Source organism: Campylobacter sp. IFREMER_LSEM_CL1097, assembly GCF_025772225.1.
Lineage (GTDB): Bacteria > Campylobacterota > Campylobacteria > Campylobacterales > Campylobacteraceae > Campylobacter_D > Campylobacter_D lari_D.
The window spans coordinates 55,020-79,616 of record NZ_JAKMRT010000003.1; the positions used below are offsets into that span (position 1 = coordinate 55,020).

The following is a 24,597-nucleotide window of genomic DNA, read 5'->3' on the forward strand; positions in this document are numbered from 1 at the left end:
AACAAAGAGTGCTAAAAATGGCACATTTTAGAAAGGATAAAAAATGAATTTTCAACCTCTAGGAAAGCGTATTTTAGTAAAACGCTTAGAAGAAATGAAAACTACTGCTTCTGGGATTATTATACCAGATAATGCTAAAGAAAAACCATTAAATGGTGAAGTTGTTGCAGTAAGCAAAGAAATAGAAGATATTAAGGTAAATGATAAAGTAATGTTTGCAAAATACGGTGGAACTGAAATTAAACTTGATAATGAAGAGTATTTAGTTCTTAATGTTGAAGATGTTTTAGGGATTATTAAATAAAAAAGGATAAAAAATGGCAAAAGAAATATTTTTTTCAGATGAAGCAAGAAATAAACTTTATGAAGGTGTTAAAAAACTTAATGATGCTGTAAAAGTCACTATGGGGCCACGCGGTCGTAATGTATTAATCCAAAAAAGTTTTGGTGCTCCAACTATCACAAAAGATGGTGTGAGTGTAGCTAAAGAAGTGGAATTAAAAGATTCTTTAGAAAATATGGGTGCTTCTTTAGTTAGAGAAGTAGCTAGTAAAACAGCTGATCAAGCAGGCGATGGAACAACAACAGCAACAGTTTTAGCGCATGCTATTTTTAAAGAAGGTTTGAGAAATATTACAGCAGGTGCTAATCCTATCGAAGTTAAAAGAGGTATGGATAAAGCTTGCGAAGCTATAGTAGCTGAACTTAAAAAACTTTCTCGTGAAGTTAAAGATAAAAAAGAAATAGCTCAAGTTGCGACAATTTCTGCAAATTCAGACGAGAAAATCGGAAATTTAATCGCTGATGCTATGGAAAAAGTTGGAAAAGATGGTGTTATCACTGTTGAAGAAGCAAAATCAATCAATGATGAATTAAATGTAGTTGAAGGTATGCAATTTGATAGAGGTTATTTAAGCCCATATTTCATTACAAATACTGAAAAAATGACAGCTGAATTGCAAAATCCTTTTATTTTGTTATTTGATAAAAAAATTGCCAACTTAAAAGATTTATTACCAATTTTAGAACAAATTCAAAAAACAGGAAAACCACTTTTAATTATAGCTGAAGATATTGAAGGCGAAGCTTTGGCAACTTTAGTTGTAAATAAATTAAGAGGTGTTTTAAATATTTCAGCAGTTAAAGCTCCTGGTTTTGGCGATAGAAGAAAAGCTATGCTTGAAGATATTGCTATTTTAACAGGTGGTGAAGTGATTTCTGAAGAGCTTGGAAGAACTTTAGAAAGTGCTAGTATTCAAGATTTAGGTCAAGCTTCAAGCGTGATTATTGATAAAGACAATACAACTATTGTAAATGGTGCAGGTGAAAAAGCAAATATTGATGCAAGAATTAACCAAATCAAAGCTCAAATTGCTGAAACAAGTTCAGATTATGATAGAGAAAAATTACAAGAAAGATTAGCTAAATTAAGCGGCGGTGTAGCGGTGATTAAAGTTGGTGCGGCTACTGAAACTGAAATGAAAGAGAAAAAAGATAGAGTTGATGATGCATTAAGTGCTACAAAAGCTGCAGTTGAAGAAGGTATAGTAATAGGTGGTGGCGCTGCATTAATCAAAGCAAAATCAAAAATCAGCTTGAATTTGCAAGGCGATGAGGCTATTGGTGCAGCTATTGTAGAAAGAGCATTAAGAGCACCTTTAAGACAAATTGCTGAAAATGCTGGATTTGATGCTGGTGTAGTTGTAAATACAGTAGAAAATAGTAAAGAAGAAAATACTGGTTTTGACGCTGCAAAAGGTGAATATGTAAATATGCTTGAAAGCGGTATTATCGATCCTGTTAAAGTAGAAAGAGTAGCCTTACTTAATGCGGTATCGGTAGCTAGCATGCTTTTAACAACTGAAGCTACAATTAGCGAAATTAAAGAAGACAAACCTGCTATGCCTGATATGAGTGGCATGGGTGGTATGGGAGGCATGGGTGGTATGATGTAACCCATTCTTAATTTTTTAAAAGCAAGGATTTTCCTTGCTTTATTTGTATTATCTCTGAGGTTAAAATGCTTATTCAACCAAAACCTATTACAAGAAAGTATGAAGATATAATTAGAAATATAAATGAAGGTTTTTATCAAATTCCAAAATTTCAAAGAGATTTTGTATGGAAAAAAGAGCAAGTTGCTAAATTAATTGATAGCTTAATCAAGGGATTTCCTATAGGAAGTTTTATTTTGTGGAAAACCAAAGAAAGGTTAAGATCATTAAAAAAAATTGGTAATTATTTTCTAAATGATATAAAAGAAGGTGATTTTGTTTTATATGTTTTAGATGGCCAACAAAGAATGACTTCGTTATATCTTGCCATAAATGGCGTTCAAATAGAAAAAGAAGATTACAAAGAACTCTATATTAATTTAGATAAACTTGAAACAAATGAAGAAATTTGCAGTATAGAAAAAGGCAAGGGAAATTATATAAGTTTTTATGATTTAATGAATGCTTCTATTGTGGATTTGGTAAATAATTTTAATAAAGACTTAGATAAAATACATAAAATAGAAAAAATAAGAGATTGGATAAAATCGTATGAATTTTCAACTATAGAGATTGATGATACTTCTATAGAAAGAATAACTGAAATTTTTACAAGAATTAATACAACGGGAAAAGATTTAACATTATTTGAAATAATGAATGCTAAAGTCTATGATGAAAATAAAAAATTTGATTTAGAAGATAGTTATAATAATCTCATAAGAGAATTAGAAATTAGTGCATATGAAACAATAGCCGAAAATAAAACTATTATTTTGCAATTATTATCTTTAAATTTAATAAAAAATTCTAAAACAAGTGCAATTTTATCTATAAATAAAAATCAATTTATAGATGAATGGGATAATACAATTAAGGCATTAAAATTAGCGATTGATAAAATAAGAGATTATTTTAAAATAGAAGTATCAAAACTTTTGCCTTATTATGTTTTAATAGTTCCAATTGCTTATTTTTATAGAATTAATGATTTTAAACCTCCAACTAATACTCAATTAAAACAAATTGAAAGATATTTTTTTAGATGTGCAATCAGTTGGAGGTTTTCTTCTTCTGTTGAAAGTAAATTAAATTCTGATATAAAAATAATTGAAAATATCAAAAACAATATAAATGTAAATTTTGATAAAGAATTACCATTGCAAAACAAACAAAAAGATTATTTTATTGAACTTTTAAAAGAAGATTTTTCATCATCAAATGCTTTTGATAAAGCAGTTCTTTGTATATTAGCTTATAATGAACCTAAAAAATTTAGCGACAATTCAAAAGTAAGATTAGATAATTCTTATCTCAGTATAGCTTCTTCTAAAAATTATCATCATTTTTTTCCAAAAGCATATTTGAAAAGAATAAACAATACCGATAATGCAAATGCATTAGCTAACATAACGCTAGTGGATGATTATTTAAATAAAAGAATTATAAGGGATAGAAATCCTCAAGAGTATATAAAATATTTTGAAAAAGAAAATAGTAATATCGATGAGGCATTAAAATCTCATTTTATTATACACGATGATTTTGTAGACTATAATTTGTTTTTAGACAAAAGAGCTAATGTGTTAGCTGAAGAAATTTTAAAAAGAATTTAATTGCAAAAGGTATCATAAAGTGAAAAATTTACAAGAAGAGCAATTTTCTAACTCAAAATATATTAAGCCTAAAAGATATACTTATATAGGTAAAGATAACAAAAAATACACTTGGGATTTTATAGAAGCATTAGATAGCGTTTCTGTTTTTTTATATCATACTCAAAAAGATTCTTTTGTTTTTGTAAAGCAATTTAGAATTCCTTTATGGGATTATCAAAAACGTAATAATTTGTATTTAGATGAGATAGGATTTAGTATAGAACTTTGTTCAGGGCTTGTTGATAAAGATTTGAGTTTGGAAGAAATAGCTAAAGAAGAATGTATTGAAGAACTAGGTTATGCTCCTAAGGTTGTAGAAAAAATAGGAGAATTTTATACAGGTTTTGGTTCAGGTGTTAGTAGACAATTTTTATTTTTTGCTGAAATTAATGAAGATGATAAAATTGGTAATGGTGGTGGAATTGAGGGGGAAGATATCCAAGCAGTATGGATAAAAAGAAAAGATTTTGAAAAGTTTTCTAAAGAAAATCCTATAAAAACTCCTTTACTTGAGTATGCGTATTTATGGTTTAAGGGTAAGAATTAATCTTACCTCTTTTTATTTTTCCTCTTTATTTTCAATATTTAGATCTTTTTCATCAAGCATTTCTTTAAAGATTCCAAATAAATCTTCAGAAGCCTTTTCAGCATTAGAGCATTTATCTAAAATTTGATTTTGTACTAGTTTATCACTTGTATCTTCATTATGTGCTAAAGCAACGGCTTGGTTCATATTTTCATGTACTTTTTGATGTGGTAAATTTAACTTACCAAAAGTTCTTCCGCCAGAAAATCTTTCCTTGCCAATACCAGCAATCCATTTTGCAAGTCTGCAACTTAAATGATCAGATAAAGTTTTTCCTGAAGCATGAATAATTTCATTATATCCATTTAATTTAAATGCAATATGATCTAGTTTTGCTAGTGATATGAATATTTCAGAGGTAATGCTTTTAGCGTGAGAACTAGTTGAATTTGCATTAGAAATTAATTGAGCAAAATTACTAGAGAATTTTACTATATGCTCATTAGATTCTAATGATACTTTTTCTACTTGTTCACTTTGTCCATACATCTCATCAGCATTTTGTTTTAATAGGTTAATATTTAATTCTACTTCAGAAGTTGCTTTTTGTGTTTTTTCAGCAAGTTTTCTTACTTCATCAGCAACAACAGCAAAGCCTCTGCCGTGTTCTCCTGCTCTAGCAGCTTCGATTGCGGCATTTAGTGCTAAAAGATTGGTTTGATCGGATACATCTTTGATTAAGTTAATAACATTAGTGATCTCATCAACGCTGCGGTGTAAATTTCCCGCTGTATCTCTTGAGCGATTAGCTGATTCTATAATGCTTTGAAGTGAAGATATGATAGAGTGAGTTATTGAATTTAACTCTTGCATATCTTTTAAAGAGGAATCAGAATATTGAGAAATCATTTCCGCTTTATTAACATTTTCCTGCATATCACTTTGAACATTTGCAATACCTTTTAAAACACCATTTAATAGCATTTCTAAAAGATTTGTTTCAAGTTCAGTTTTTCCGCAATTTCCTTGAAGTTGTTTTTCATAATTTTTAATTAATTCTTGTTTTTCTGAAAGAAGTCTTTTGTTTTCTTCTTCTAGTTCTTTGATTTTATTTTGTAAATTTTCAAAGTCTTGTGATAATTGACTTTTTTTTCCAAACATATTTAATCCTTAAAAGTTAAAAAAATTGGTAGAAATTATTTTTTATAATTTGATAAATAAGTATTTAATTCATCCTTTAATTTTAACTTTTCTTTCTTTAGATTTGCTATTTCTAAGCTATCTAGATGAATTCTACCTTCTTCTGCATCTTTGATTTTGTGATCAAGTTTGTTGTGCTCTTCAAACAACTTATCAAAATGCATATCCTTGCCTTTTAACTCGGTGATTAAATCCCTAAATTCATGTAGCATGTAAGCCTCCTTTTTTGAAATTTTATTGTTATTGATTATAGCTTAAATAAGTTAAATGTATTTTAACTCGTCAGGTTTTTGTTTATTTTTAATAATCTTTTTAGCTATTTTTATACTATCTGCTGTACCAACGATTAACAATTTTGCACCAGTGCCTATTAAAGTGTCTCCTCTTGGCATAGGAGTAAATTTTTTATTTTCCAAAATTCCTACTATGCTAACATTTGCCATATCTCTTAAATGGATTTCTTTTAGTCTTTTAAATCTCACCCATGACTCGTCAGGAATTTTAACCTCTTCTAAATCAATAGGGCTATTTTTTTTGTAAAGATAATTTTCTAATAAATTTTCCATATCAGGTCTTGCTGACATAGCACTAAGTCTTTGTGCGACCAATTTTGTAGCAGAAACTATGGAATTTGCTCCAAGTTTTTTTAGTTTTTCAGTTTCGTCTTCATTGCTTGAGCTAGCTAGTATAAAATAAGGATTGATTCTTTGTAATTCTTTTTCAAACAATCTCACTGAAGCAATGATGGCTATATTATCTGCTATGTTATTGCTAAGAGTAATTACACCTTTTGCGCTAGAAAGATTGGTCTTTAAAAAGGCTATATTTGTATGTGGAGCACTTTCTATATAATAAGGATAATTGTATTTTTCAGCTATCTCGCTAAAATTTTCTATTTCATCAACAACAACAAAAGGAATGTGATTTTCTTTGAATTGCTGTGCTAGTTCTATGGTAAAATCATTGTGATAGCATATTACAAAATGATTTTTTAATCTTGCAACTTTATGAAGCATTCTTCTCTCCTTGATTATTTTAGACAAGATTCCTTTTTTTACTATTTCTATCACTAAACCCATGCAAAAAGTAAATATTGTAAAAGTTAATAATACATATATAACGGTAAAAATTCTACCCGCTGTTGGTATGGGATTGACTTCAGTGTAGCCTAAAGTGGTAAATGTCATACCAGCTTGGTAAATAGCATCATTGAGATTATAATTACTTGTAAGCATATAACCAAAAGCTCCAATTAGTGTCATTATTACGACAGCAATAAGAGGGATTCTTAAAAATCTAAGCTGCTCGTAAAGCTCGTCATTGAGGTTGATTGAAGGTTTTGGAGAGGGGGACCAATTGAGGAATTTTTGTAGCTTTTTCAAAAAAGACATAATAATTCCTCGTTTATATTAAGGATTATTTGCTACTCTGTTTTTTAAGTGTTCTTAAAGTTGAAGCAGCAACTCTAACTTTTCTAGTAGTTCCATCTTCTAAAGTAATACGAACTGTTCTTAAATTTGGCAAAAAGCGTCTTTTAGTTTTGTTGTTAGCATGGCTAACATTGTTACCTACCATAGGTCCTTTTCCTGTAATTTGGCAAATTCTTGACATAAATTTTTCCTTATGAAATAAAAATAATTTTTAGCATTATATCTAAAGCAAGCTTAAAAAAATCAAATATTATTAAAAATACATAAAGAAAATTTGATAATAAGTATGATAAAATTATTTTTTATTTTATTGGAGATATATAATGTATGTAGCGCCAAGTTTATTGTCTGCAAATTTTTTAAACTTAGAAAATGAGATTAAAGAAGTATCTCAAGCGGGAGCTGATTTGTTGCACATTGATGTGATGGATGGACATTTTGTGCCAAATCTTACTTTTGGTCCTTGTGTGATTGAAAATATTTCAAAAATTACTTCAGTACCTTTAGATGTGCATTTAATGGTGCATAATGTTAGTAGTTTTGTAGATTTATTTATACCTATAAAACCAAAATTTATTAGTTTTCATTTAGAAGCTGAAAACCATCCTATTAGGGTGTGCGAGTATATAAGAAAAAACGGCATTCATCCTGCTATTGTATTAAATCCACATACTCCAGTTTCAAGCATAGAACATATTTTAGAATTTGTAGATATGGTGCTTTTAATGAGTGTTAATCCAGGCTTTGGCGGGCAAAGTTTTTTACCTTTGGTGTATAATAAAATTCGCCAGTTGAGAGAAATGATAGATAGGAAAAATCTTAAAGTTTTTATAGAGGTTGATGGTGGGGTAAATGGCTTAAATGCACCTGATTTGGATGAAGCAGGAGCTGATATTTTGGTCGCGGGTAGTTATATTTTTTCTTCGCAAGATAAAAAAACAGCAATTAATTCTTTAAAGCTTGAATTTTGAGCCAACAACAAATCGATGATTTAATCATCAAGCTAAGCAAAGAAAACAAACCTTTTCCTTGGGTTTTAAAAGAACTTGCAAAAATAGAAGAATTAAACCACTATGATTTTGATTTATATATTTTTGAGCTTTTAGGACTAGGGGTAGAGCTTAATGCACAAAATTGTTTGTGTTTAAAAAGTAAAAATAAAAAAATAAAAGATGAGATATTTTGTGTTGTAGATATTGAAAGTACCGGCGGGATAAAAAGTGGTCAAATTTTAGAAATAGGTGCTGTAAAAATTCAAAATTATAAAGAAATTGATAGATTTGAGAGTTTTGTAAAAGTAGAAAGCATACCTGAAAATATTACAGAATTAACTGGGATTAGTTTAGATATGGTAGAAAATGCTCCTTCTTTGAAAGCTGTGTTAAATGATTTTAAGTTATTTTTAAAAGATAGCATTTTTGTAGCACACAATGTGCGTTTTGATTATCATTTTATATCTAAAGCTATGTATGAAAATGATTTTGGAGTGCTTTTAAATAGAAGATTATGTACTATTGATTTAGCTAAAAAATGCATTGAAAGTCCCAAATACGGCCTTGATGCTCTAAAAGAGTTTTTGTGTATTGAAAGTAAGCATCATAGAGCCTTAAGTGATGCTTTGGCCGCAAGTGAAATTTTGAAATACTGTCTTAAAAAAATTCCTTTTTACATTAAAACTACTGAAGAATTGTTACATTTTAGCAAGCAAGCTAAAAATCAAACAAAAAAATAAACTTTGTTTTGTATTTATTGCTATACTTCTTTTGCATAAATGACGGGAGCTTGTGATACAGGCTGAGAGTAAGCTAAAAGCTTAGACCGCACCAGAACTAGGTAATGCTAGCGTTGGGATAATTTATCAACTACTCACATACCCTTCATTTATCCAAATTTATTTCAAGGATAAATTCAAATGAAAACTCAAATGTCTTATGCAAAAGAAGGAATTTTCACAAAGCAAATGCAAATTGTTGCACAAAAAGAACAAGTAAGTGAAGGTTTTTTACTTGAAAATATAGCATGTGGAAAAATCATCATTCCTGCAAATATCAACCATAAAGCATTAGATCCAAATGGTATTGGCTATGGACTTAAAACAAAGGTAAATGTGAATTTAGGTGTTTCAAATGATTGTGTAGATTATAGTGAAGAGATGAAAAAGGTAGAATTGGCTCACAAATTTAATATAGAAGCTATTATGGATCTTAGTAATTATGGTAAAACTAGTCGTTTTAGAGATGAGCTAATTGCTACTTCAAAAGCTATGATAGGTACTGTGCCTGTTTATGATGCGGTAGGTTTTTTAGAAAAAGATTTAAAAGATATTAAAGCAAAAGATTTTTTAGATGTAGTATATCATCATGCTAAAAGTGGAGTGGATTTTATGACAATTCACGCAGGGATAAATTCTCGTGCTGCTAGGGTTTTTAAAGAGTGTGATAGGATTACTAATATAGTTTCAAGAGGAGGTTCAGTTCTTTATGCTTGGATGCAAATGAATGATGCTGAAAATCCATTCTATGAATATTATGATGATTTGCTTGCTATATGTAAGGAATTTGATGTGACACTTTCTTTGGGTGATGCACTAAGACCTGGTTGTACTCATGATGCAAGTGATGGAGCTCAAATTGCTGAACTTATAGAACTTTCATTGCTAACCAAAAGAGCATGGGCTCAAGATGTGCAAGTGATGATAGAAGGACCTGGTCATATGGCTATTAACGAAATAGAAGCTAATATGCAACTTGAAAAAAGAATTTGCAATGGAGCTCCATTTTATGTTTTAGGACCATTAGTTACTGATATAGGTGCAGGATATGATCATATAAGTGGAGCAATTGGTGGAGCAGTTGCAGCAGCAGCTGGTGCTGATATACTTTGTTATGTAACTCCTGCTGAACATTTAAGACTTCCAAATTTAGAAGATGTAAGAGATGGTATAGTAGCAACTAAAATAGCAGCTCATGCAGGAGATATAGCCAAGCTTCCCAAAGAAAGAAAAATAGATGATGAAATGAGTAAAGCAAGACAAGATATTGATTGGGAAAAAATGTTTAAATTAGCAATTGATGGAGAAAAGGCTAAGAAAATGTTTAATGAAAGAAAACCTGAAGAGCTTAATTCTTGCTCAATGTGTGGAAAAATGTGTGCTATGAACACTATGAATAAAATTTTAAAAGGTGAGGATGTAAGTTTGATAAAAGAATAAACCCTCAATTATGAGGGTTTATTTTGATTAATCTATTACTTTATAATTATAAGGTTTTAGATTTTTATCATCTTCAAGAAGTTTTGCTGGTGGATTACCATTTACTTCTTGGTGTTTATAGTAGCGATCACCTGCTTTATTACCATTTAGATCTACTTTATAGTGAATTTCACCTGGATTTAATTTTTGAATATCTTCAAAACCTAAATTTGAAGTTTTGAAATCTTTAATGCCATTTTTGGCCGCAATTTCTGCTAGCTTAGTTTGTCCTTGTCTTGACATATCAACTGATTGTAAAAGCATTCTTGAAGCTTCTCTAGGATTGTGGAAACCTGTTGAGTTTTCAGCACCTACAAAGTCTGCTCTAATTTGAGATTTTCTATGTAGTTCTAATACTTCTTTTAATTCAGCCGAAATTTTAGCATCATCTGCTTTGCCATCAGTTTGAAATTTAGGCATTTTTCCAAGTTCTGCACGAATAGTTTCTACATCTTTAATCAAGCTTACTAAAGAATATTCAGCTGTTCTTAAATCATGAGCTACTGAATTTTGAATATCTTTTACTTGTTTAGCTAGATAGCTTTCGCTTTGAGTGTGACAAGTTTTACAAGCTGAGTTAATATCAACTAAAGGTGAAGTAATATTGTGGTTAGTAACTTTTTTTGCACCTTTTCTAATATAAGGCATATGACAATCTGCACAACTTACACCATTTGCAGCATGTACTCCACCACTATAAAGTTCGCTTTCTGGGTGTTGAATTTTAATCATTGGTGCTTTTGTGATTTTATGAACCCAATCACTTGGAAAATTTTCTCTATTTTTTTCATAATAATCATCAATCATTTCTATTCTAAATGGCTCGCCTTTTTTCCACTCACTCCATGGAAATGCTAGCTCTATACCATCAACTTCGATTTCAACTGGCTTGTTACCATCTCTCCAAGAATCAAACTCATCATAAGTTTTTTGAGTGCCATTCCACCATTTTTTAGAACTATCATTAGCAATACTTTCGCCTATAGTTTTCACTTTAGTGCCTGTTGGTTTGAAGTAGTATTCAACATGACATTGAGAGCATACTAAAGTTCTCATTTCGCTTCTTGAAGCTTTAACACCTTGTTTTTCGTCTGCTTCATAACCTCTTGAAATTAATGCTTTAATTAAAGCTGGTCTTGTAAGTCTTAAACTCATATCTGTTGGGTTATGGCAATCTGCGCATGTTACACCCATTCTTTTTCCACCATGAGGTCCGCTGTGTTCAGGTGAGTTTTCTTTAGCTCCATTTACAGCCGGGATAGTTTTAACCATAGTCCAATATTTTGCAGAGTTAAATGCTACCCAATCACCTTTTGCAGTGTTGTTTAAAAGCCATGGAGTCCATCCGCTATGGCAGTTCATACAAGCCGTTGGTTGACCGCCAAATCCTGTAAAACCATGTGCATTTAAGAAATCTTTATTATTTCTAGCTGTATCCATTTGATCTACTTGAACCCAAAAGTGTCCTCTTTCTTCATTTGCATCAATGCTAAATGGATAACCTGCCCAAAGAACAGTTAGTTGTGGATAGCGAATAAGCTTTGAATAAGCTAAATTTCCACCAAATTCTGTTGCATTAGGTGTTTGTTTTTCTACTGCTGTGTGCATGTCTAAATAATCAGGAAAGTTCTTTCCCCAGTAATCAAAAGTAGGATTTTCATCACCAAGTTTTACAATTTCTTGTGAAATGATCCCACCTACTGAATCATTTGTTTTAGCTGTAATGTCCTGATTAAGCCATAATACACCTGCAATAGCTACTATAGTAGCACTTATAGCACTATATAAAATGCCTTTGTTATTCATTAAATACTCCTTTCATTTAAAATCCTCTCTTATGACCAACACCTTGGTGGCAAGATACACAACTTAAAGCATTATCTTTATGTGGATCTAGGGTAGGGTTGATAGTGTTACTCGCAATTTCTTTGTGACATTCTATACAGTTATTTTGGACTATTTCTTTACTTTTTGCATTTGCACTCAAATGTGTAGGTAAAGAATCTAGTTTGAAAGTAAATGCATAAGCATGTCCTAAGCCACTTTGAGCTTTGGCAATCCATTTTTCAAAAAAGCTATGTGGCAAATGGCAATCATTACAGGTTGCTCTTGGTTTACCATCAACTTCTTTAGAGTGCGAAGCTTTTAAATAATCATTATAAACCTCGTTCATAATATGGCAATTATTACAGCTTTCACTAGCATCGCTAAAATAAGAAGTGCCCTTAGCATTATGGAAAGTATACATTCCAACTCCTGCTAAAATTACAAGTAAGAAGAGGAAAACAGCAAAAAGTTTTGAGTTTGCTTTTTTCAAAGTCTCTCCTTTGAATGAAGTTTAAGTTACAAGAACTTGTGTATAATTATATAACACCATAAAGGCAAAAAAGTAAATATATATTTATTAATCATTTATTATTTTTTTAATAAGATAAAAAAAGTATTATTTTTTATATAATTATATTTACTATTATACAAATAAAATAAATTTTAATGAAAGAAATACTAAAATATAAATATCTAGAAATAAAGGTAGGTATATCATGCAAATTCAACCATCAATGTATATTAACAGAGAACTTTCTTGGCTTGCGTTTAATTCTCGTGTTTTAGATCAATGCTCTAAAGATCTTCCTTTGCTTGAAAAACTTAAATTTATTGCTATATACTGTACAAATTTAGATGAGTTTTATATGATAAGAGTGGCTGGATTAAAACAACTTTTTGTGGCAGGAATAAGCACAACAAGCAATGATGAAATGACTCCTCTTGCGCAACTTAAAGCTATTAGAAATTATCTACATGAAGAAAAATATGTAGTAGAGCAGTATTTTACTAAAATTACCCAAGATTTAGAAAAAGAAAATTTATTTATTCGCTCATACGAAGAACTTGATGAGGATTTAAAACAGCAATGTAATGAGCATTTTTTTTCTAATATTTTTCCTGTGATAGTTCCAATTGCAGTTGATGCAACTCATCCTTTTCCGCATTTAAATAACCTTTCATTTTCTTTAGCGGTGAAACTTTGTGATCCTATGCACCCTGAACTTTTAAAATTTGGCATGATACGCATACCTAGGGTTTTACCAAGATTTTATCAAGTAAGTTCTAATATTTATGTGCCTATAGAAAGTATAGTACGCTATCATACTGAGCATATTTTTCCTGGCTACAAGCTCTTATCTTCTGCTGCTTTTAGAGTAACTAGAAATGCAGATATGGAAATAGAAGAAGAAGAAGCCGATGATTTTATGTTGATTTTAGAGCAGGGTTTAAAACTTCGTAGAAAAGGTGCTTTTATACGCTTGCAAATAGAAAAAGGCGCAGATGAGCAGTTGATTGAATTTTTAAGTTCTCATATGAATATTTTTCATAAAGATATTTATGAGTATAATATACTTTTAAATTTAGCTTCATTATGGCAAATCATTTCCAACAAAGAATTTACACATTTGCTAAATCCTATGTATACACCAAAAATTTTACCACCTTTTGGGGATAATGTATCTATATTTAGTGCAATAGATAAACAAGATATTTTGGCTATACAGCCTTATGAGAGTTTTGAGCCTGTATATCAATTTATCAAAGAGGCAAGTAAAGATCCTAAGGTTGTTTCTATAAGAATGACTCTTTATAGAGTAGAAAAAAATTCAAACATAGTTCAAGCTTTAATTGATGCAGCAAGCGATGGCAAACAAGTTACTGTAATGGTAGAATTAAAAGCGCGTTTTGATGAGGAAAATAACTTGCATTGGGCAAAATCATTAGAAAATGCAGGGGCTCATGTGGTATATGGAATCACTGGTTTTAAAGTGCATGCAAAAGTAGCTCAAGTGATTAGAAAAGAAGGGGATAAATTAAAAATTTATAATCATTTAAGTACGGGTAATTACAATGCAAGTTCAGCTAAAATTTATACTGATGTGAGTTATTTTACTTCAAAAGAAGAATATTCTCAAGATACTACAACTTTTTTTCACATACTTTCAGGATATAGTAAAAGTCGTCGTTTAAAGACTTTATCAATGAGTCCAAAGCAAATCAAAGAAAGAATTTTAGATATGATAGCTACTGAAGCAAGCTATGGAAAAGATGGAGTAATCATAGCCAAAATGAATGCTTTGGTAGATGGTGATGTGATTAAAGCTTTATATGAAGCTTCAAATAAAGGTGTTAAAATAGATCTTATTGTGCGTGGAATTTGTTGTTTAAGACCTGGAGTAAAAGGATATAGTGAAAATATAAGAGTTAGAAGTATAGTGGGAAAATATTTAGAGCATGCTAGAATTTTATATTTTAAACATACAACACCAAATTATTTTATTTCAAGTGCTGATTGGATGCCAAGGAATTTAGAAAGAAGACTAGAATTAATGACTCCTATTTTTGATGAGCATTCTCGTGCAAAATTGGCTCAAATTTTAAAACTACAATTAAGCGACAATGATTTAGCTTATGAGTTAGACAACGAGGGAAGATATCGTAAGGTTATTTTAAATGAGACAGAAAAAATCAACAATTCTCAACAAACTTTAGAAGAGTATATTAGTAGAATTTTTAATACCTTGAAAAAAGATACTGATCACAGCAGGGCGACGCACTTAGCAACGAAGCTTTTTAGAGATAGCTAATCCTTGCTTTTTTAGCAAGGATTATTTCCAACCTTCTATGTAGTTTTTAAGTTTTCTACCAACTTTTGGGTGTTTAAGTTTTTTTATAGCTGAGCTTTCTATTTGTCTTACTCTTTCTCTTGTGACATTTAATTCTTTACCGATTTCTTCTAAAGTTCTATCACTTTCATCATCCATTAAGCCAAAACGCATTCTAATAACAGCCTTTTCTCTATCATTAAGCTGATCTAAAACTTCATCAATTTGTTCTTTTAAATCATCTTTTAAGATGTGATCCATAGGTGAAATTGAGGTTCTATCTTCTACAAAATCTCCAAATTTACCATCATCCTCGTTGCTAATAGGTGCTTCTAGGGAAATTGGTTCTTTAGTAATTTTAATAACTTGTTTTACTTTATCTATACTAAGTCCTACTTCTTTTGCAATAATACTTACATCCGGTTCTTTACCTTCTTTTTGCAAATACTCGCGAATGATTTTATTGATTTGATTGATAGTTTCTATCATATGAATAGGAATTCTTATAGTTCTTGCTTGATCAGCAATTGCTCTTGAAATAGCTTGTCTAATCCACCAAGTTGCATAGGTTGAAAACTTATAACCGCGTTTGTATTCAAATTTATCTACCGCTTTCATTAAGCCTATGTTGCCTTCTTGGATTAAATCTAAAAATGGTAATCCGCGGTTAGTATATCTTTTAGCAATGCTTACAACTAAGCGTAAATTTGATTTTGCCATTCTAGTTTTAGCCTCATCAGATATTTTTTTACCGCGTTTAATTTGCTCTAGAATTTCTTTTAATTGATCTTTTTCTAAATCAAAAGAATTTTGACTAGCTTCTTTAGTTTGAATGAGTTTTTTAATCTCCATATAAGTGCTTACCATGGTAGTTTCTAGGGCACGCTCTGCAATTTCTTCTTTGCTAAGTTTGGTAATATCTTTTAAAATATCTTGGTGTCTTTGTTTTAATTCTTCTGAAAACATTGGTAAGCGATACTCTAAACGTTTTAATTCTTTATCAAATTCCTCATCACTTTTTAATGCTGTTTCCATAGATTTTACTATTTCAGAAATAAGTTTTGATGTTGGACCTAGATCCATTAGTTTTTCTTTTAGTATATTTTTCTTAAAAGCAATTATGAGTTTATCTAATAGTTCATCATCATTTTTTTCTGCATTAATAGTAGATATAGTTTTTAACCATTCTTTTTTTGCTTTTTCTAATGCTTTAAAGCTTTCTATGACTTTTAGAGTTCTTTCATCTTCTTTTTTATTTGTTTTTTTAGGTTTTTTTTCATTAGAATTTTCATTTTCCTCATTTTCGTTTTCTTCTTCAGAATCTATTTCTTCATCGCTTTTATCATCATCGCTTTTATCATCATCCTCAAAGCTTTTAAAAAGCTCTTTCACTCTTCTTTCTCTATTAATTAAAGGTTCTTTATAATCAAGTATAAAATCAATCAAATAAGGCACAGAACAAAAAGCATCGATGATAATGTCTTCGCCTAGCTCAATCTTTTTAGAAATTTCAATTTCTTCATCTTTGTTTAAAAGAGCAATTTGTCCCATTTCTCTTAAATACATTCTTACAGGAGAGTCTGATCTGCTCCACTCAAGTAAATCATTTTCATTGGCTAAATCAAATTCATTTTCCAAACTTGTATCTTGTAATTTTTGTTTTTCCTCTTGTAGCTTTTTTGCTTCTTCTAAATTTCTTTTTTTGGCAATTTCAGCTGAAGAGATTAATTCTACTTTATATTTATCCATTAGATCACGGATTTTTTTTGCACTTGTTGCGTTTGGAAGCTTTGCAAAATACTTGACAAGTTTTTCATATGTGATATAATCTTTAGAATTTTCTTTGAAAAGTTCTTCTAAAACATTAGTTTCATTAGCCATGGATACCCCTTGTATTTAAGTAATGAGTGTAAAACTAAATATTATGCCTAAAAATTAATTAAAAACAAATAAAAATATTTTGGAACAACTTTTGCTTTGTTAGTGAAAAATTAAGATTTTAGTTAGGAAAAATAATGCAAAATGGGTATTATCAAGCCACCGGTGCTATGGTTACGCAATTTAATCGCTTAGATGTTGTAACTAACAATCTAGCAAATGTAAATACAAGTGGCTATAAAAGAGATAATGTTGTTATTGCAGATTTTAAAAGGATTTTTAAAGAAACTCAAGATGAGTTGCCTATACAAAATCACACAAGAGATGCTGCAAGATTTGTTAATACAACTATAGATAGAGTTCCGCAGGTTAATCATGTCTATACAAATTTTAGCGTAGGTTCTATGAAAATGACGCATAATCCTTTGGATTTAGCTCTTACTCGCGAAGATACTTTTTACTTGATTAAAACAAATAATGGTGAAATAAGATTAAGTCAAGATGGAAATTTCCAACTTGATGATGAGGGTTATTTGGTAAACCGTCAAGGATACAGAGTTTTAAGCAGTGATTATTTTAATAATCCCGAAAATGATGGCATCCGCATAGGAGATTCTACTTCTTTTATTAATGTGGATAAAAATGGAATTATCAGTGCAGCTAATCAAAATATTGCAAGATTATTTGTAGCACAAGTTGATGATTTAAGAGATTTGCAAAAAGATGGCGATAATATGTATAAAATTGATAATTTAAACAAGATTAGAGATTTACCAAATTCAAATGCCATTAAGCAAGGTTTTACTCAAGGATCAAATGTTAATCCAGTTACAGAAATGGTAGGATTAATTGAGGCAAATAGAATGGTTGAGATGTATCAAAAAGTTATGACATCTCATATGGATGATTTAAATCAAGAAGCTATTAATAAATTGGCAAGTACTAAATAAACTAAGGATAGATAAAATGTTAAGATCATTATACACAGCAGCATCAGGGATGGTATCGCAACAAACACAAATTGATGTGACTTCAAATAATATTTCAAATGTTAATACAGTAGGTTATAAAAAATCGCGTGCAGAATTTGCAGATTTGATGTATCAAACGATGAAATACGCAGGAACTTCAACCTCAAGCACCACAAAACATCCAAGCGGCATTGAAGTAGGGCTTGGAGCAAGAGTAACAGCTGTAAGTAAAATTTTTAGTGAAGGTAGTTTAAAACAAACATCAACTTCAGGTCTTGATATGGCAATTGCTGGTAATAATGGCTTTTTCCAAATTCAAATGCCTGATGGAACTATAGCTTATACTAGAAATGGTCAATTTACTAAAGATGCTGAAGGAAACATAGTAAATTCAGATGGTTATAGACTTTTACCGGAAATGACTATACCTGAAGATGCTATTGCTATAAATGTTGCAAGTGATGGAACAGTTTCAGTAATGCAGCCAGGAAATACAGCTGAAACTCAAATAGGACAAATTGAACTTGTAAATTTTATCAATCCTGCAGGTTTACATGCTTTAGGGGATAATCTTTTAGTAGAAACTGATGCAAGTGGGGCGCCTATTGCAGGTATAGCGGGCGAGAACGGTTTTTCTGTCATCAAACACGGCTTTGTGGAGCTTAGTAATGTTCAACTTGTAGAGGAAATGACTGATCTTATTACAGGACAAAGAGCTTACGAAGCAGGCTCAAAAGCAATCACTACAAGTGATGATATGCTTGGAATTGTAAATCAATTAAAACGCTAGAATTAACTAGCGTTTATAATATGTAAAAATATTTAAAAATATACTAAAAAACTCCTATTTATAAATACTTATAAAATATTCTTTTTTATAATTTAAATTTTATCATTAATGTAGTAATATTTTTTAGATGTATTAAAATACATTGAATAAACAATAACGAGGGATATAATGAACAGAAGAGACTTCATTAAAAACACCGCTATTGCTAGTGCTTGTGGTGTTGCAGGTCTTAGTGTTCCAAGTAGTGTACTTGCTAATACTGAGAATAAATGGCGTTGGGATAAGGCTGTTTGTAGATTTTGTGGTACAGGCTGTGGAATTTTAGTTGCAAGTTTAGATGGTAAAATTGTTGCTGTAAAAGGAGATCCAGCAGCTCCTGTAAATCGTGGATTAAATTGTATTAAAGGTTATTTTAATGCAAAAATTATGTATGGAGAAGATCGCTTAGTAACACCTTTACTTCGCGTAAATGCAAAAGGTGAGTTTGATAAAAATGGAAAATTTCAACAAGTTTCTTGGCAAAGAGCCTTTGATGAAATGGAAAAACAATTTAAAAAAGCTTACAAAGAAAAAGGTGTTGAAGGAATTGGAATTTTTGCAAGCGGTCAATATACTATACAAGAAGGATATGCTGCTGCAAAATTAGTAAAAGCTGGTTTTAGATCAAACAATATAGACCCAAATGCACGCCATTGTATGGCTAGTGCAGTTGTTGGTTTTATGCAAACTTTTGGAGTTGATGAGCCTTCTGGCTGTTATGATGATATAGAGCTTACTGATACTATTATTACTTGGGGTGCAAATATGGCAGAAATGCATCCGATTTTATGGTCAAGGGTAAGTGATAGAAAATTAAGTAATTTAGATAAAGTCAAAATTGTAAATTTATCTACTTTTTCTAATAGAACTTCTCATATAGCAGATACTGAAATCATCTTCAAGCCAAATACTGATTTAGCTATTTGGAATTATATCGCTAGAGAGATTGTTTATAATCATCCTGAAGCTATGGATAAAGAATTTATTGAAAAACATTGTATCTTTACAACAGGCTATGCTGATATTGGTTATGGAATGAGAAATAATCCAAACCATCCTAAATTTAAAGCAAGTGAGAAAGATACAGTAGCAAAACAAAATGCTATTATTGTAGATGAAGAAGAAGCGGTATCTTTGGCTTATTTAGGAGTAAAAGCAGGTGATAAATTTGAAATGAAACACCAAAGTGCTCCTGATGCACATTGGGAAATTTCATTTGAAGATTTCAAAAAAGCATTAGAGCCTTATACGCTTGATTATGTTGCTAAAGTTGCTAAAGGTAATGAAGATGAAAGCATTGAAGAATTTAAGAAAAAACTTCAAGAATTAGCAAATTTATATATAGAAAAAAATAGAAAAGTTGTAAGTTTTTGGACTATGGGCTTTAATCAACACACAAGAGGTACTTGGGTAAATGAACAAGCTTATATGGTGCATTTTTTACTTGGTAAACAAGCTAAGCCAGGTAGCGGTGCGTTTTCATTGACAGGGCAACCAAGTGCTTGTGGAACTGCAAGAGAAGTAGGGACTTTTTCGCATCGTTTACCTGCTGATATGGTCGTTGCAAATCCTAAACACAGAGAAATTAGCGAAAAAATTTGGAAAGTTCCGGCAAAAACAATCAATCCTAAACCAGGTGCTCCATACTTAAAAATCATGAGAGATTTAGAAGATGGAAATATCAAATTTGCTTGGGTGCAAGTAAATAATCCTTGGCAAAACACTGCTAATGCAAATCACTGGATAGCAGCAGCTAGAGAAATGGATAATTTTATCGTTGTGAGTGATTGCTACCCAGGAATTAGTGCTAAGGTGGCAGATTTAATTTTACCAAGTGCTATGATTTATGAAAAATGGGGTGCTTATGGTAATGCTGAAAGAAGAACTCAACACTGGAAACAGCAAGTGCTGCCTGTAGGTGAGGCTATGAGTGATACTTGGCAAATTATGGAATTTGCAAAACGCTTTAAATTAAAAGAAGTTTGGGGTGAAACTAAGGTAAATGATAAACTTACTCTGCCAAGTGTTTTAGAAGAAGCTAAAGCTATGGGTTATAGTGAAGATGATACTTTATATGATGTATTATTTGCAAACAAAGAAGCAAAATCTTTCAAAGCAAACGATTCTATTGCAAAAGGATTTGATAATAGTGATGTTAATGGCGATGAAAGAAAAATTATAGGTAGTGATGGTAAAGAATTTGAAGGTTATGGCTTTTTTGTGCAAAAATACCTTTGGGAAGAATACCGCAAATTTGGTTTAGGTCATGGGCATGATTTAGCTGATTTTGATACTTATCATAAAGTAAGAGGTTTAAGATGGCCTGTGGTAAATGGTAAAGAAACACAATGGAGATTTAATACTAAATTTGATTATTATGCTAAAAAAGCAGCTCCAAATTCAGATTTTGCATTTTATGGTGAATTCGCTAAAGAACTGCCAAAAGGAGATTTATTGGCTCCGCAGACTAAAGAAAAATATAGCTTGAAAAACAAAGTGAAAATTTTCTTTAGACCATTTATGAAAGCTCCTGAAAGACCGAGTGAAGAGTATCCATTTTGGTTATGTACTGGTAGGGTTTTAGAGCATTGGCATAGTGGAACTATGACTATGAGAGTTCCTGAGCTTTTCCGTGCAGTACCTGAAGCACTTTGTTATATGAATGAAGATGATGCTAGGGCAATGAAAATTAATCAAGGTGATATCGTATGGGTACAATCACGCCGTGGTAAAGTAAAAGCTAGAGTAGATTTTCGTGGTAGAAATAAACCATCTAAAGGGCTTGTGTATGTGCCTTGGTTTGATGAAAATGTATATATAAACAAAGTTACATTAGATGCAACTTGCCCATTGTCTAATCAAACAGATTTCAAAAAATGTGCCGTAAAAATTACTAAAGCATAAAAATGAAAAATAGAAGAGAATTTTTAGCCTTTACTTTTAAGCTTTTATGTATAGGAAGCGGAAGTGCATTTTTAGCAAGTTTAGCATTTAGCTCAAATCAGGAGTATTTTTTAAGACCTCCTGGGGCAGATGATGAAAAAGAATTTTTATCAAAATGTATACGATGTGGACTTTGTGTAAAAGCTTGTCCTTATGATGTTTTAAAACTAGCAAATTTAGAAAATAGTGCTAAAAATGGCACACCTTTTTTTATAGCAAGAGAAAATCCTTGTAGATTGTGCGAGGATATACCTTGTATAAGAGATTGCCCTACAAATGCGCTAGATCATAAATATTTAGAGCAAAATGATGGAATTTATAAAACAAAAATGGGTATAGCTATAATTGATAGTGCAAGTTGTGTTGCTTATTGGGGAATTCAATGTGATGCTTGTTATAGAGCCTGTCCATTGATAGATAAGGCATTAAAGCTTGAAATAAAACGCAATGAAAGAACTGCAAAGCACGCATTTTTATTACCTGTAGTAGATCATGAAGTATGCGTGGGATGTGGGATTTGTGAGAAAGCCTGTATAACGCAAAAAGCTGCTATTAGAGTTTTACCTAGAGAATTTGTCTTGGGAAAAGCTGGGGATAATTACATCAAAGGTTGGGATGAAAAAGATGAAAAACGCTTGCAAGATGTAAACACAGATAAAAATTTCAATAAAAACAAGGCTAAAGATTATCTTAATGATGGAGAATTGTTATGAAATATCTTATTTTAAGAAGAATAGTGCAATTGTCTATCTTAACTTTTTTTTCTTTTGGTATATTTAATTTTATATTAAAAGGAAATTTAAGCTCTTCAGTTTTATTTTCTTCGGTGCCGCTAAGTGATCCTTTTGCATTTATTCAACTTGTGTTAGCAAGTTTGCAAGTAGATTTAATGGCTTTAAGTGGTGCTTTGATAGTATTTTTATTTTATGCTATTTTTGCTGGAAGAGCGTTTTGTGCTTGGGTTTGTCCTGTAAATATCATTACTGATTTTGCTTATTTTATTAGAAGTAAATTAGGTTTTAATCAAGCAAGGATTTTTAATGTAAATAAAAATTTGCGTTATTATGTTTTGGCTTTTGTTTTGATTTTTTCTTTTCTTTTTTCCTTTCCTGTTTTTGAGGAATTTTCTTATATAGGAATAATCCAAAGAGGAATTATTTTCGGCGGTATTTCTTGGCTTTTTGTAGCTTTGATTGTTTTTTGTATAGATACATTTTTTAGTCCAAGATTTACTTGCTCGCATTTTTGTCCTTTAGGAGCTTTTTGGGCTTTAAGTTCGCATTTTTCATTACTAAAAGTAAGATATAACTTGCAAAAATGCACCAAGTGTTATAAATGCCTTGGAGTATGCCCTGAAAAGCAAGTGCTTTGGATGATGGGTAAAGAAAATCAAGATGTAAAATCAGGTGAGTGTATAAGATGTGGAAAATGTATTGATGTTTGCGGTGATGATGCTTTAGGTTTTAGTATAATAAATTTAAGGAGAGAAAATGAAAAATAAAATCTTTTTATCCTTAGCAGCAGCTGTTTTAATAAGTGCTTGCGGACTTGCTGTTAAAAGTGTTGATTCAAAAGATATAGGTTTAAGAAAAACAAGTTTAGAAAGTGAAAATGTAGAGTTATTGGATGCAAAGTATTCTCAAGCAATGGCTGGAGAATCTGTTTTAATTGAGAGATCATTTGAAAATGCTCCGCCATTAATTCCACATACTTTAGAGGATATGCTTCCAATTACTAAAGATAATAATATTTGTTTAAGCTGTCATGATAAAGCTATAGCTAAAGATGTTGGAGCCACTCCGCTTCCAAGTAGCCATTATTTTGACTTAAGAAAAAACAAATCTACTAAAGATATGATAAGTGATGCAAGGTTTAATTGTACACAATGCCATGTGCCACAAAGCGATGCAAAACCTTTAGTAGGAAATAGTTTTGAAGCTAAATTTAAAAATGAGGAACTAAAGAAAAAATCTAATCTTTTAGATGTTTTAAATGAAGGCGTAAAATAAAACTATGAAAAAAATATTTTTAATCTTACTAATGAGTGTATATGTATTTAGTTATGAGCTTAAACTTGATTCAAATTTAAATGCCTTAAAACTTGTTGATAGTAGTTTACTTATAGGACTTGATAATGGAGAATTAAATCAGTATTTTATTAAAGACAAAAAAATGCAAAAAATCACTCAACTTGATAAGATTAAAAATTTTTACGAAGAAAATCTTAGCCCTAGAATTTATAGTATTGATTACTTAAATGGGGCTATTTTGATTTTAAGTGAAGGTGATTTTGGTAGTAAAAGGCTTAGTATTTATAAAAATAAACAACTTTATAACTATAAGCTTTTAAGTGATGGAGTAAAAAAAGCTTTGTTTTTAGATGATGATACTATTTTATTAGCCTTGCTAGGTTCTAATATAGAGCTTTTTGATTTAAAAACAAAAAATATTATAAAAAATTTTACTTTCTCTAACTCAAGTTTAAGTGATGTGGTTTTAAATGAGACAAAAACTCAATTAGTAGCAGGTTTTGAAAGTGGTGAAATAATACTTTTTGATGTGAAAAAGTGGCAAAAAATAAAAAGTTATAAAAATCTTCATAAAGATAATATTTATCAACTTGATTTTAAAAATGCAATTATTACAAGTTGTAGCACTGATAGAAAATTAGGCATAGTGCGAAATAATCAAGAAAAAAGCATAGAAAGAGACTTTTTAATATATGCTTGTAGTCTAAATAAAAGTGGTTCTATAGCGGTTTTTGGAGATAATGAAAAAAATATTATAGAGCTTATAGATACTAAAAATTTAAAAACAATAAAAAAATTCCAAAATAAAGATTTTTTGCTAGAATATCTTATATTTTTAAACGAGCATGAATTTATTAGTGCTGGTTATGAAGATAAAATTATATTTTGGAGTATAGATGAATCTTTCTAGTGTATTGATTTTAACTAAAGAGGAAAAATTAGAAAAACTTAAAGAGCAAATTCAACAAACACCATGTTGTAGTGTGGAATTGGCTCAAGAAGAAAAAATTATAGTGGTAATAGAAAGTGAAAATTTAGATGATGAGTTAAAAGCATATAAACAATTAGAACAGCTTGATGGGGTGATAAGTATTAATATGGTATTTTCGTATCAGGATTTGGATGAAGAAAGAGAAAAAATTTTAAAAGCAAATTTTGAGGCAAATACTTTTGATGAAAATTTAAAAAAAGATAATTTAGAATACTATGGTAATGTTTTTAGAAAGTATTGAT

Annotated in this window: 23 protein-coding genes, 1 pseudogene and 1 riboswitch; of the genes and pseudogenes, 16 read left to right on the forward strand and 8 right to left on the reverse strand. The window is 30.5% G+C overall.

What is annotated here, in order from left to right; genetic code table 11:
- Positions 1 to 43 precede the first annotated feature (43 nt).
- From groES to L8W64_RS01800, 4 genes are all read left to right on the forward strand, one after another.
- Positions 44 to 304, forward strand: a complete 261-nt coding sequence (gene groES, locus L8W64_RS01785) for a co-chaperone GroES (RefSeq protein ID WP_039626536.1) — start codon at positions 44 to 46, stop codon at positions 302 to 304.
- A gap of 13 nt (positions 305 to 317) precedes the next feature.
- Positions 318 to 1,955, forward strand: a complete 1,638-nt coding sequence (gene groL / locus L8W64_RS01790) for a chaperonin GroEL (protein ID WP_070256698.1) — start codon at positions 318 to 320, stop codon at positions 1,953 to 1,955.
- Positions 1,956 to 2,020: 65 nt separating this feature from the next.
- The gene (locus L8W64_RS01795) at positions 2,021 to 3,610 is read left to right on the forward strand and encodes a DUF262 domain-containing protein (protein WP_263671272.1); all 1,590 of its coding nucleotides are present in this window, start codon (positions 2,021 to 2,023) and stop codon (positions 3,608 to 3,610) included.
- 19 nt (positions 3,611 to 3,629) lie between these two features.
- Positions 3,630 to 4,199: an NUDIX domain-containing protein gene (locus L8W64_RS01800; RefSeq protein WP_263672733.1), complete on the forward strand. Its 570-nt coding sequence runs from the start codon at positions 3,630 to 3,632 to the stop codon at positions 4,197 to 4,199.
- Between the two features lie 12 nt (positions 4,200 to 4,211).
- On the opposite strand, the gene L8W64_RS08955 is transcribed toward L8W64_RS01800, so the two are convergent.
- The 5 genes and pseudogenes from L8W64_RS08955 to rpmB all read right to left on the reverse strand — a co-directional run bounded on the left by L8W64_RS08955 (position 4,212) and on the right by rpmB (position 6,989).
- Positions 4,212 to 4,673, reverse strand: a complete 462-nt coding sequence (locus L8W64_RS08955; RefSeq protein WP_412175096.1) for a CZB domain-containing protein — start codon at positions 4,671 to 4,673, stop codon at positions 4,212 to 4,214.
- Positions 4,659 to 4,943: pseudogene (locus L8W64_RS08960) on the reverse strand (methyl-accepting chemotaxis protein); the annotation flags it as partial. The gene L8W64_RS08955 and the pseudogene L8W64_RS08960, both read right to left, overlap by 15 nt.
- Positions 4,944 to 5,374: 431 nt before the next feature.
- The gene (locus tag L8W64_RS01810) at positions 5,375 to 5,590 is read right to left on the reverse strand and encodes a YdcH family protein (RefSeq protein ID WP_133318720.1); all 216 of its coding nucleotides are present in this window, start codon (positions 5,588 to 5,590) and stop codon (positions 5,375 to 5,377) included.
- A 51-nt stretch (positions 5,591 to 5,641) separates the two neighbouring features.
- A complete protein-coding gene (locus tag L8W64_RS01815) occupies positions 5,642 to 6,769 on the reverse strand; it encodes a potassium channel family protein (RefSeq protein WP_220566855.1) in 1,128 nt (375 codons plus the stop codon).
- A gap of 25 nt (positions 6,770 to 6,794) precedes the next feature.
- Positions 6,795 to 6,989, reverse strand: a complete 195-nt coding sequence (gene rpmB, locus L8W64_RS01820; RefSeq protein ID WP_012661734.1) for a 50S ribosomal protein L28 — start codon at positions 6,987 to 6,989, stop codon at positions 6,795 to 6,797.
- Between the two features lie 142 nt (positions 6,990 to 7,131).
- On the opposite strand from rpmB, the gene rpe reads away from it, so the two are divergent.
- The 3 genes from rpe to thiC all read left to right on the forward strand — a co-directional run bounded on the left by rpe (position 7,132) and on the right by thiC (position 10,019).
- A complete protein-coding gene (gene rpe / locus L8W64_RS01825) occupies positions 7,132 to 7,779 on the forward strand; it encodes a ribulose-phosphate 3-epimerase (RefSeq protein WP_220566854.1) in 648 nt (215 codons plus the stop codon).
- A complete protein-coding gene (locus tag L8W64_RS01830) occupies positions 7,776 to 8,540 on the forward strand; it encodes a 3'-5' exonuclease (RefSeq protein ID WP_263662503.1) in 765 nt (254 codons plus the stop codon). The genes rpe and L8W64_RS01830 overlap by 4 nt, the downstream gene beginning before the upstream one ends.
- Positions 8,541 to 8,572: 32 nt before the next feature.
- Positions 8,573 to 8,677, forward strand: a riboswitch (TPP riboswitch).
- 43 nt (positions 8,678 to 8,720) lie between these two features.
- The gene (gene thiC, locus L8W64_RS01835) at positions 8,721 to 10,019 is read left to right on the forward strand and encodes a phosphomethylpyrimidine synthase ThiC (RefSeq protein ID WP_263660121.1); all 1,299 of its coding nucleotides are present in this window, start codon (positions 8,721 to 8,723) and stop codon (positions 10,017 to 10,019) included.
- 27 nt (positions 10,020 to 10,046) lie between these two features.
- On the opposite strand, the gene L8W64_RS01840 is transcribed toward thiC, so the two are convergent.
- Both L8W64_RS01840 and nrfH read right to left on the reverse strand, forming a co-directional pair.
- The gene (locus L8W64_RS01840) at positions 10,047 to 11,864 is read right to left on the reverse strand and encodes an ammonia-forming cytochrome c nitrite reductase subunit c552 (RefSeq protein ID WP_263672734.1); all 1,818 of its coding nucleotides are present in this window, start codon (positions 11,862 to 11,864) and stop codon (positions 10,047 to 10,049) included.
- A 16-nt stretch (positions 11,865 to 11,880) separates the two neighbouring features.
- A complete protein-coding gene (gene nrfH / locus L8W64_RS01845; RefSeq protein ID WP_039618639.1) occupies positions 11,881 to 12,375 on the reverse strand; it encodes a cytochrome c nitrite reductase small subunit in 495 nt (164 codons plus the stop codon).
- Between the two features lie 226 nt (positions 12,376 to 12,601).
- Between nrfH and L8W64_RS01850 the strand changes: the two genes are divergently transcribed.
- The gene (locus L8W64_RS01850; protein ID WP_263664387.1) at positions 12,602 to 14,695 is read left to right on the forward strand and encodes an RNA degradosome polyphosphate kinase; all 2,094 of its coding nucleotides are present in this window, start codon (positions 12,602 to 12,604) and stop codon (positions 14,693 to 14,695) included.
- A 21-nt stretch (positions 14,696 to 14,716) separates the two neighbouring features.
- Here the strand turns inward: L8W64_RS01850 and rpoD are convergent, their stop codons facing one another.
- Positions 14,717 to 16,594, reverse strand: coding sequence for an RNA polymerase sigma factor RpoD (gene rpoD / locus L8W64_RS01855; RefSeq protein WP_133318727.1), 1,878 nt, complete (start codon positions 16,592 to 16,594; stop codon positions 14,717 to 14,719).
- 134 nt (positions 16,595 to 16,728) lie between these two features.
- Between rpoD and L8W64_RS01860 the strand changes: the two genes are divergently transcribed.
- From L8W64_RS01860 to L8W64_RS01895, 8 genes are all read left to right on the forward strand, one after another.
- Entirely contained in the window at positions 16,729 to 17,541 is an 813-nt protein-coding gene (locus L8W64_RS01860) for a flagellar hook-basal body protein (protein ID WP_133318728.1), read from the forward strand.
- A gap of 16 nt (positions 17,542 to 17,557) precedes the next feature.
- Positions 17,558 to 18,352, forward strand: coding sequence for a flagellar basal-body rod protein FlgG (flgG, locus tag L8W64_RS01865; RefSeq protein ID WP_133318729.1), 795 nt, complete (start codon positions 17,558 to 17,560; stop codon positions 18,350 to 18,352).
- 168 nt (positions 18,353 to 18,520) lie between these two features.
- A complete protein-coding gene (gene napA, locus L8W64_RS01870; RefSeq protein ID WP_133318730.1) occupies positions 18,521 to 21,295 on the forward strand; it encodes a periplasmic nitrate reductase subunit alpha in 2,775 nt (924 codons plus the stop codon).
- A 2-nt stretch (positions 21,296 to 21,297) separates the two neighbouring features.
- On the forward strand, positions 21,298 to 22,047 hold the full coding sequence (gene napG / locus L8W64_RS01875) for a ferredoxin-type protein NapG (RefSeq protein ID WP_133318731.1): 750 nt from the start codon (positions 21,298 to 21,300) through the stop codon (positions 22,045 to 22,047).
- Entirely contained in the window at positions 22,044 to 22,835 is a 792-nt protein-coding gene (gene napH / locus L8W64_RS01880; RefSeq protein ID WP_263672736.1) for a quinol dehydrogenase ferredoxin subunit NapH, read from the forward strand. Before napG ends, napH begins: the two co-directional genes overlap by 4 nt.
- Positions 22,825 to 23,343, forward strand: a complete 519-nt coding sequence (locus L8W64_RS01885) for a nitrate reductase cytochrome c-type subunit (protein ID WP_133318733.1) — start codon at positions 22,825 to 22,827, stop codon at positions 23,341 to 23,343. Before napH ends, L8W64_RS01885 begins: the two co-directional genes overlap by 11 nt.
- 4 nt (positions 23,344 to 23,347) lie before the next feature.
- Positions 23,348 to 24,274 (forward strand): WD40 repeat domain-containing protein, encoded by a 927-nt coding sequence (locus L8W64_RS01890; RefSeq protein WP_263672737.1) that lies wholly within the window; start codon positions 23,348 to 23,350, stop codon positions 24,272 to 24,274.
- Entirely contained in the window at positions 24,261 to 24,596 is a 336-nt protein-coding gene (locus L8W64_RS01895; RefSeq protein WP_133318735.1) for a chaperone NapD, read from the forward strand. The genes L8W64_RS01890 and L8W64_RS01895 overlap by 14 nt, the downstream gene beginning before the upstream one ends.
- Position 24,597: the final 1 nt, after the last annotated feature.

Coding starts and splice junctions, on each gene's coding strand:
- groES (WP_039626536.1), top strand. CDS start 44: ATGAATTTTCAACCTCTAGGAAAGCGTATTTTAGTAAAACGCTTAGAA.
- L8W64_RS01815 (WP_220566855.1), bottom strand. CDS start 6,769: ATGTCTTTTTTGAAAAAGCTACAAAAATTCCTCAATTGGTCCCCCTCT.
- napH (WP_263672736.1), top strand. CDS start 22,044: ATGAAATATCTTATTTTAAGAAGAATAGTGCAATTGTCTATCTTAACT.
- L8W64_RS01885 (WP_133318733.1), top strand. CDS start 22,825: ATGAAAAATAAAATCTTTTTATCCTTAGCAGCAGCTGTTTTAATAAGT.
- L8W64_RS01895 (WP_133318735.1), top strand. CDS start 24,261: ATGAATCTTTCTAGTGTATTGATTTTAACTAAAGAGGAAAAATTAGAA.
- flgG (WP_133318729.1), top strand. CDS start 17,558: ATGTTAAGATCATTATACACAGCAGCATCAGGGATGGTATCGCAACAA.
- L8W64_RS01795 (WP_263671272.1), top strand. CDS start 2,021: ATGCTTATTCAACCAAAACCTATTACAAGAAAGTATGAAGATATAATT.
- napG (WP_133318731.1), top strand. CDS start 21,298: ATGAAAAATAGAAGAGAATTTTTAGCCTTTACTTTTAAGCTTTTATGT.
- L8W64_RS01860 (WP_133318728.1), top strand. CDS start 16,729: ATGCAAAATGGGTATTATCAAGCCACCGGTGCTATGGTTACGCAATTT.
- groL (WP_070256698.1), top strand. CDS start 318: ATGGCAAAAGAAATATTTTTTTCAGATGAAGCAAGAAATAAACTTTAT.
- rpmB (WP_012661734.1), bottom strand. CDS start 6,989: ATGTCAAGAATTTGCCAAATTACAGGAAAAGGACCTATGGTAGGTAAC.
- L8W64_RS01840 (WP_263672734.1), bottom strand. CDS start 11,864: ATGAATAACAAAGGCATTTTATATAGTGCTATAAGTGCTACTATAGTA.
- L8W64_RS01890 (WP_263672737.1), top strand. CDS start 23,348: ATGAAAAAAATATTTTTAATCTTACTAATGAGTGTATATGTATTTAGT.
- thiC (WP_263660121.1), top strand. CDS start 8,721: ATGAAAACTCAAATGTCTTATGCAAAAGAAGGAATTTTCACAAAGCAA.
- napA (WP_133318730.1), top strand. CDS start 18,521: ATGAACAGAAGAGACTTCATTAAAAACACCGCTATTGCTAGTGCTTGT.
- rpoD (WP_133318727.1), bottom strand. CDS start 16,594: ATGGCTAATGAAACTAATGTTTTAGAAGAACTTTTCAAAGAAAATTCT.
- L8W64_RS01850 (WP_263664387.1), top strand. CDS start 12,602: ATGCAAATTCAACCATCAATGTATATTAACAGAGAACTTTCTTGGCTT.
- rpe (WP_220566854.1), top strand. CDS start 7,132: ATGTATGTAGCGCCAAGTTTATTGTCTGCAAATTTTTTAAACTTAGAA.
- L8W64_RS01810 (WP_133318720.1), bottom strand. CDS start 5,590: ATGCTACATGAATTTAGGGATTTAATCACCGAGTTAAAAGGCAAGGAT.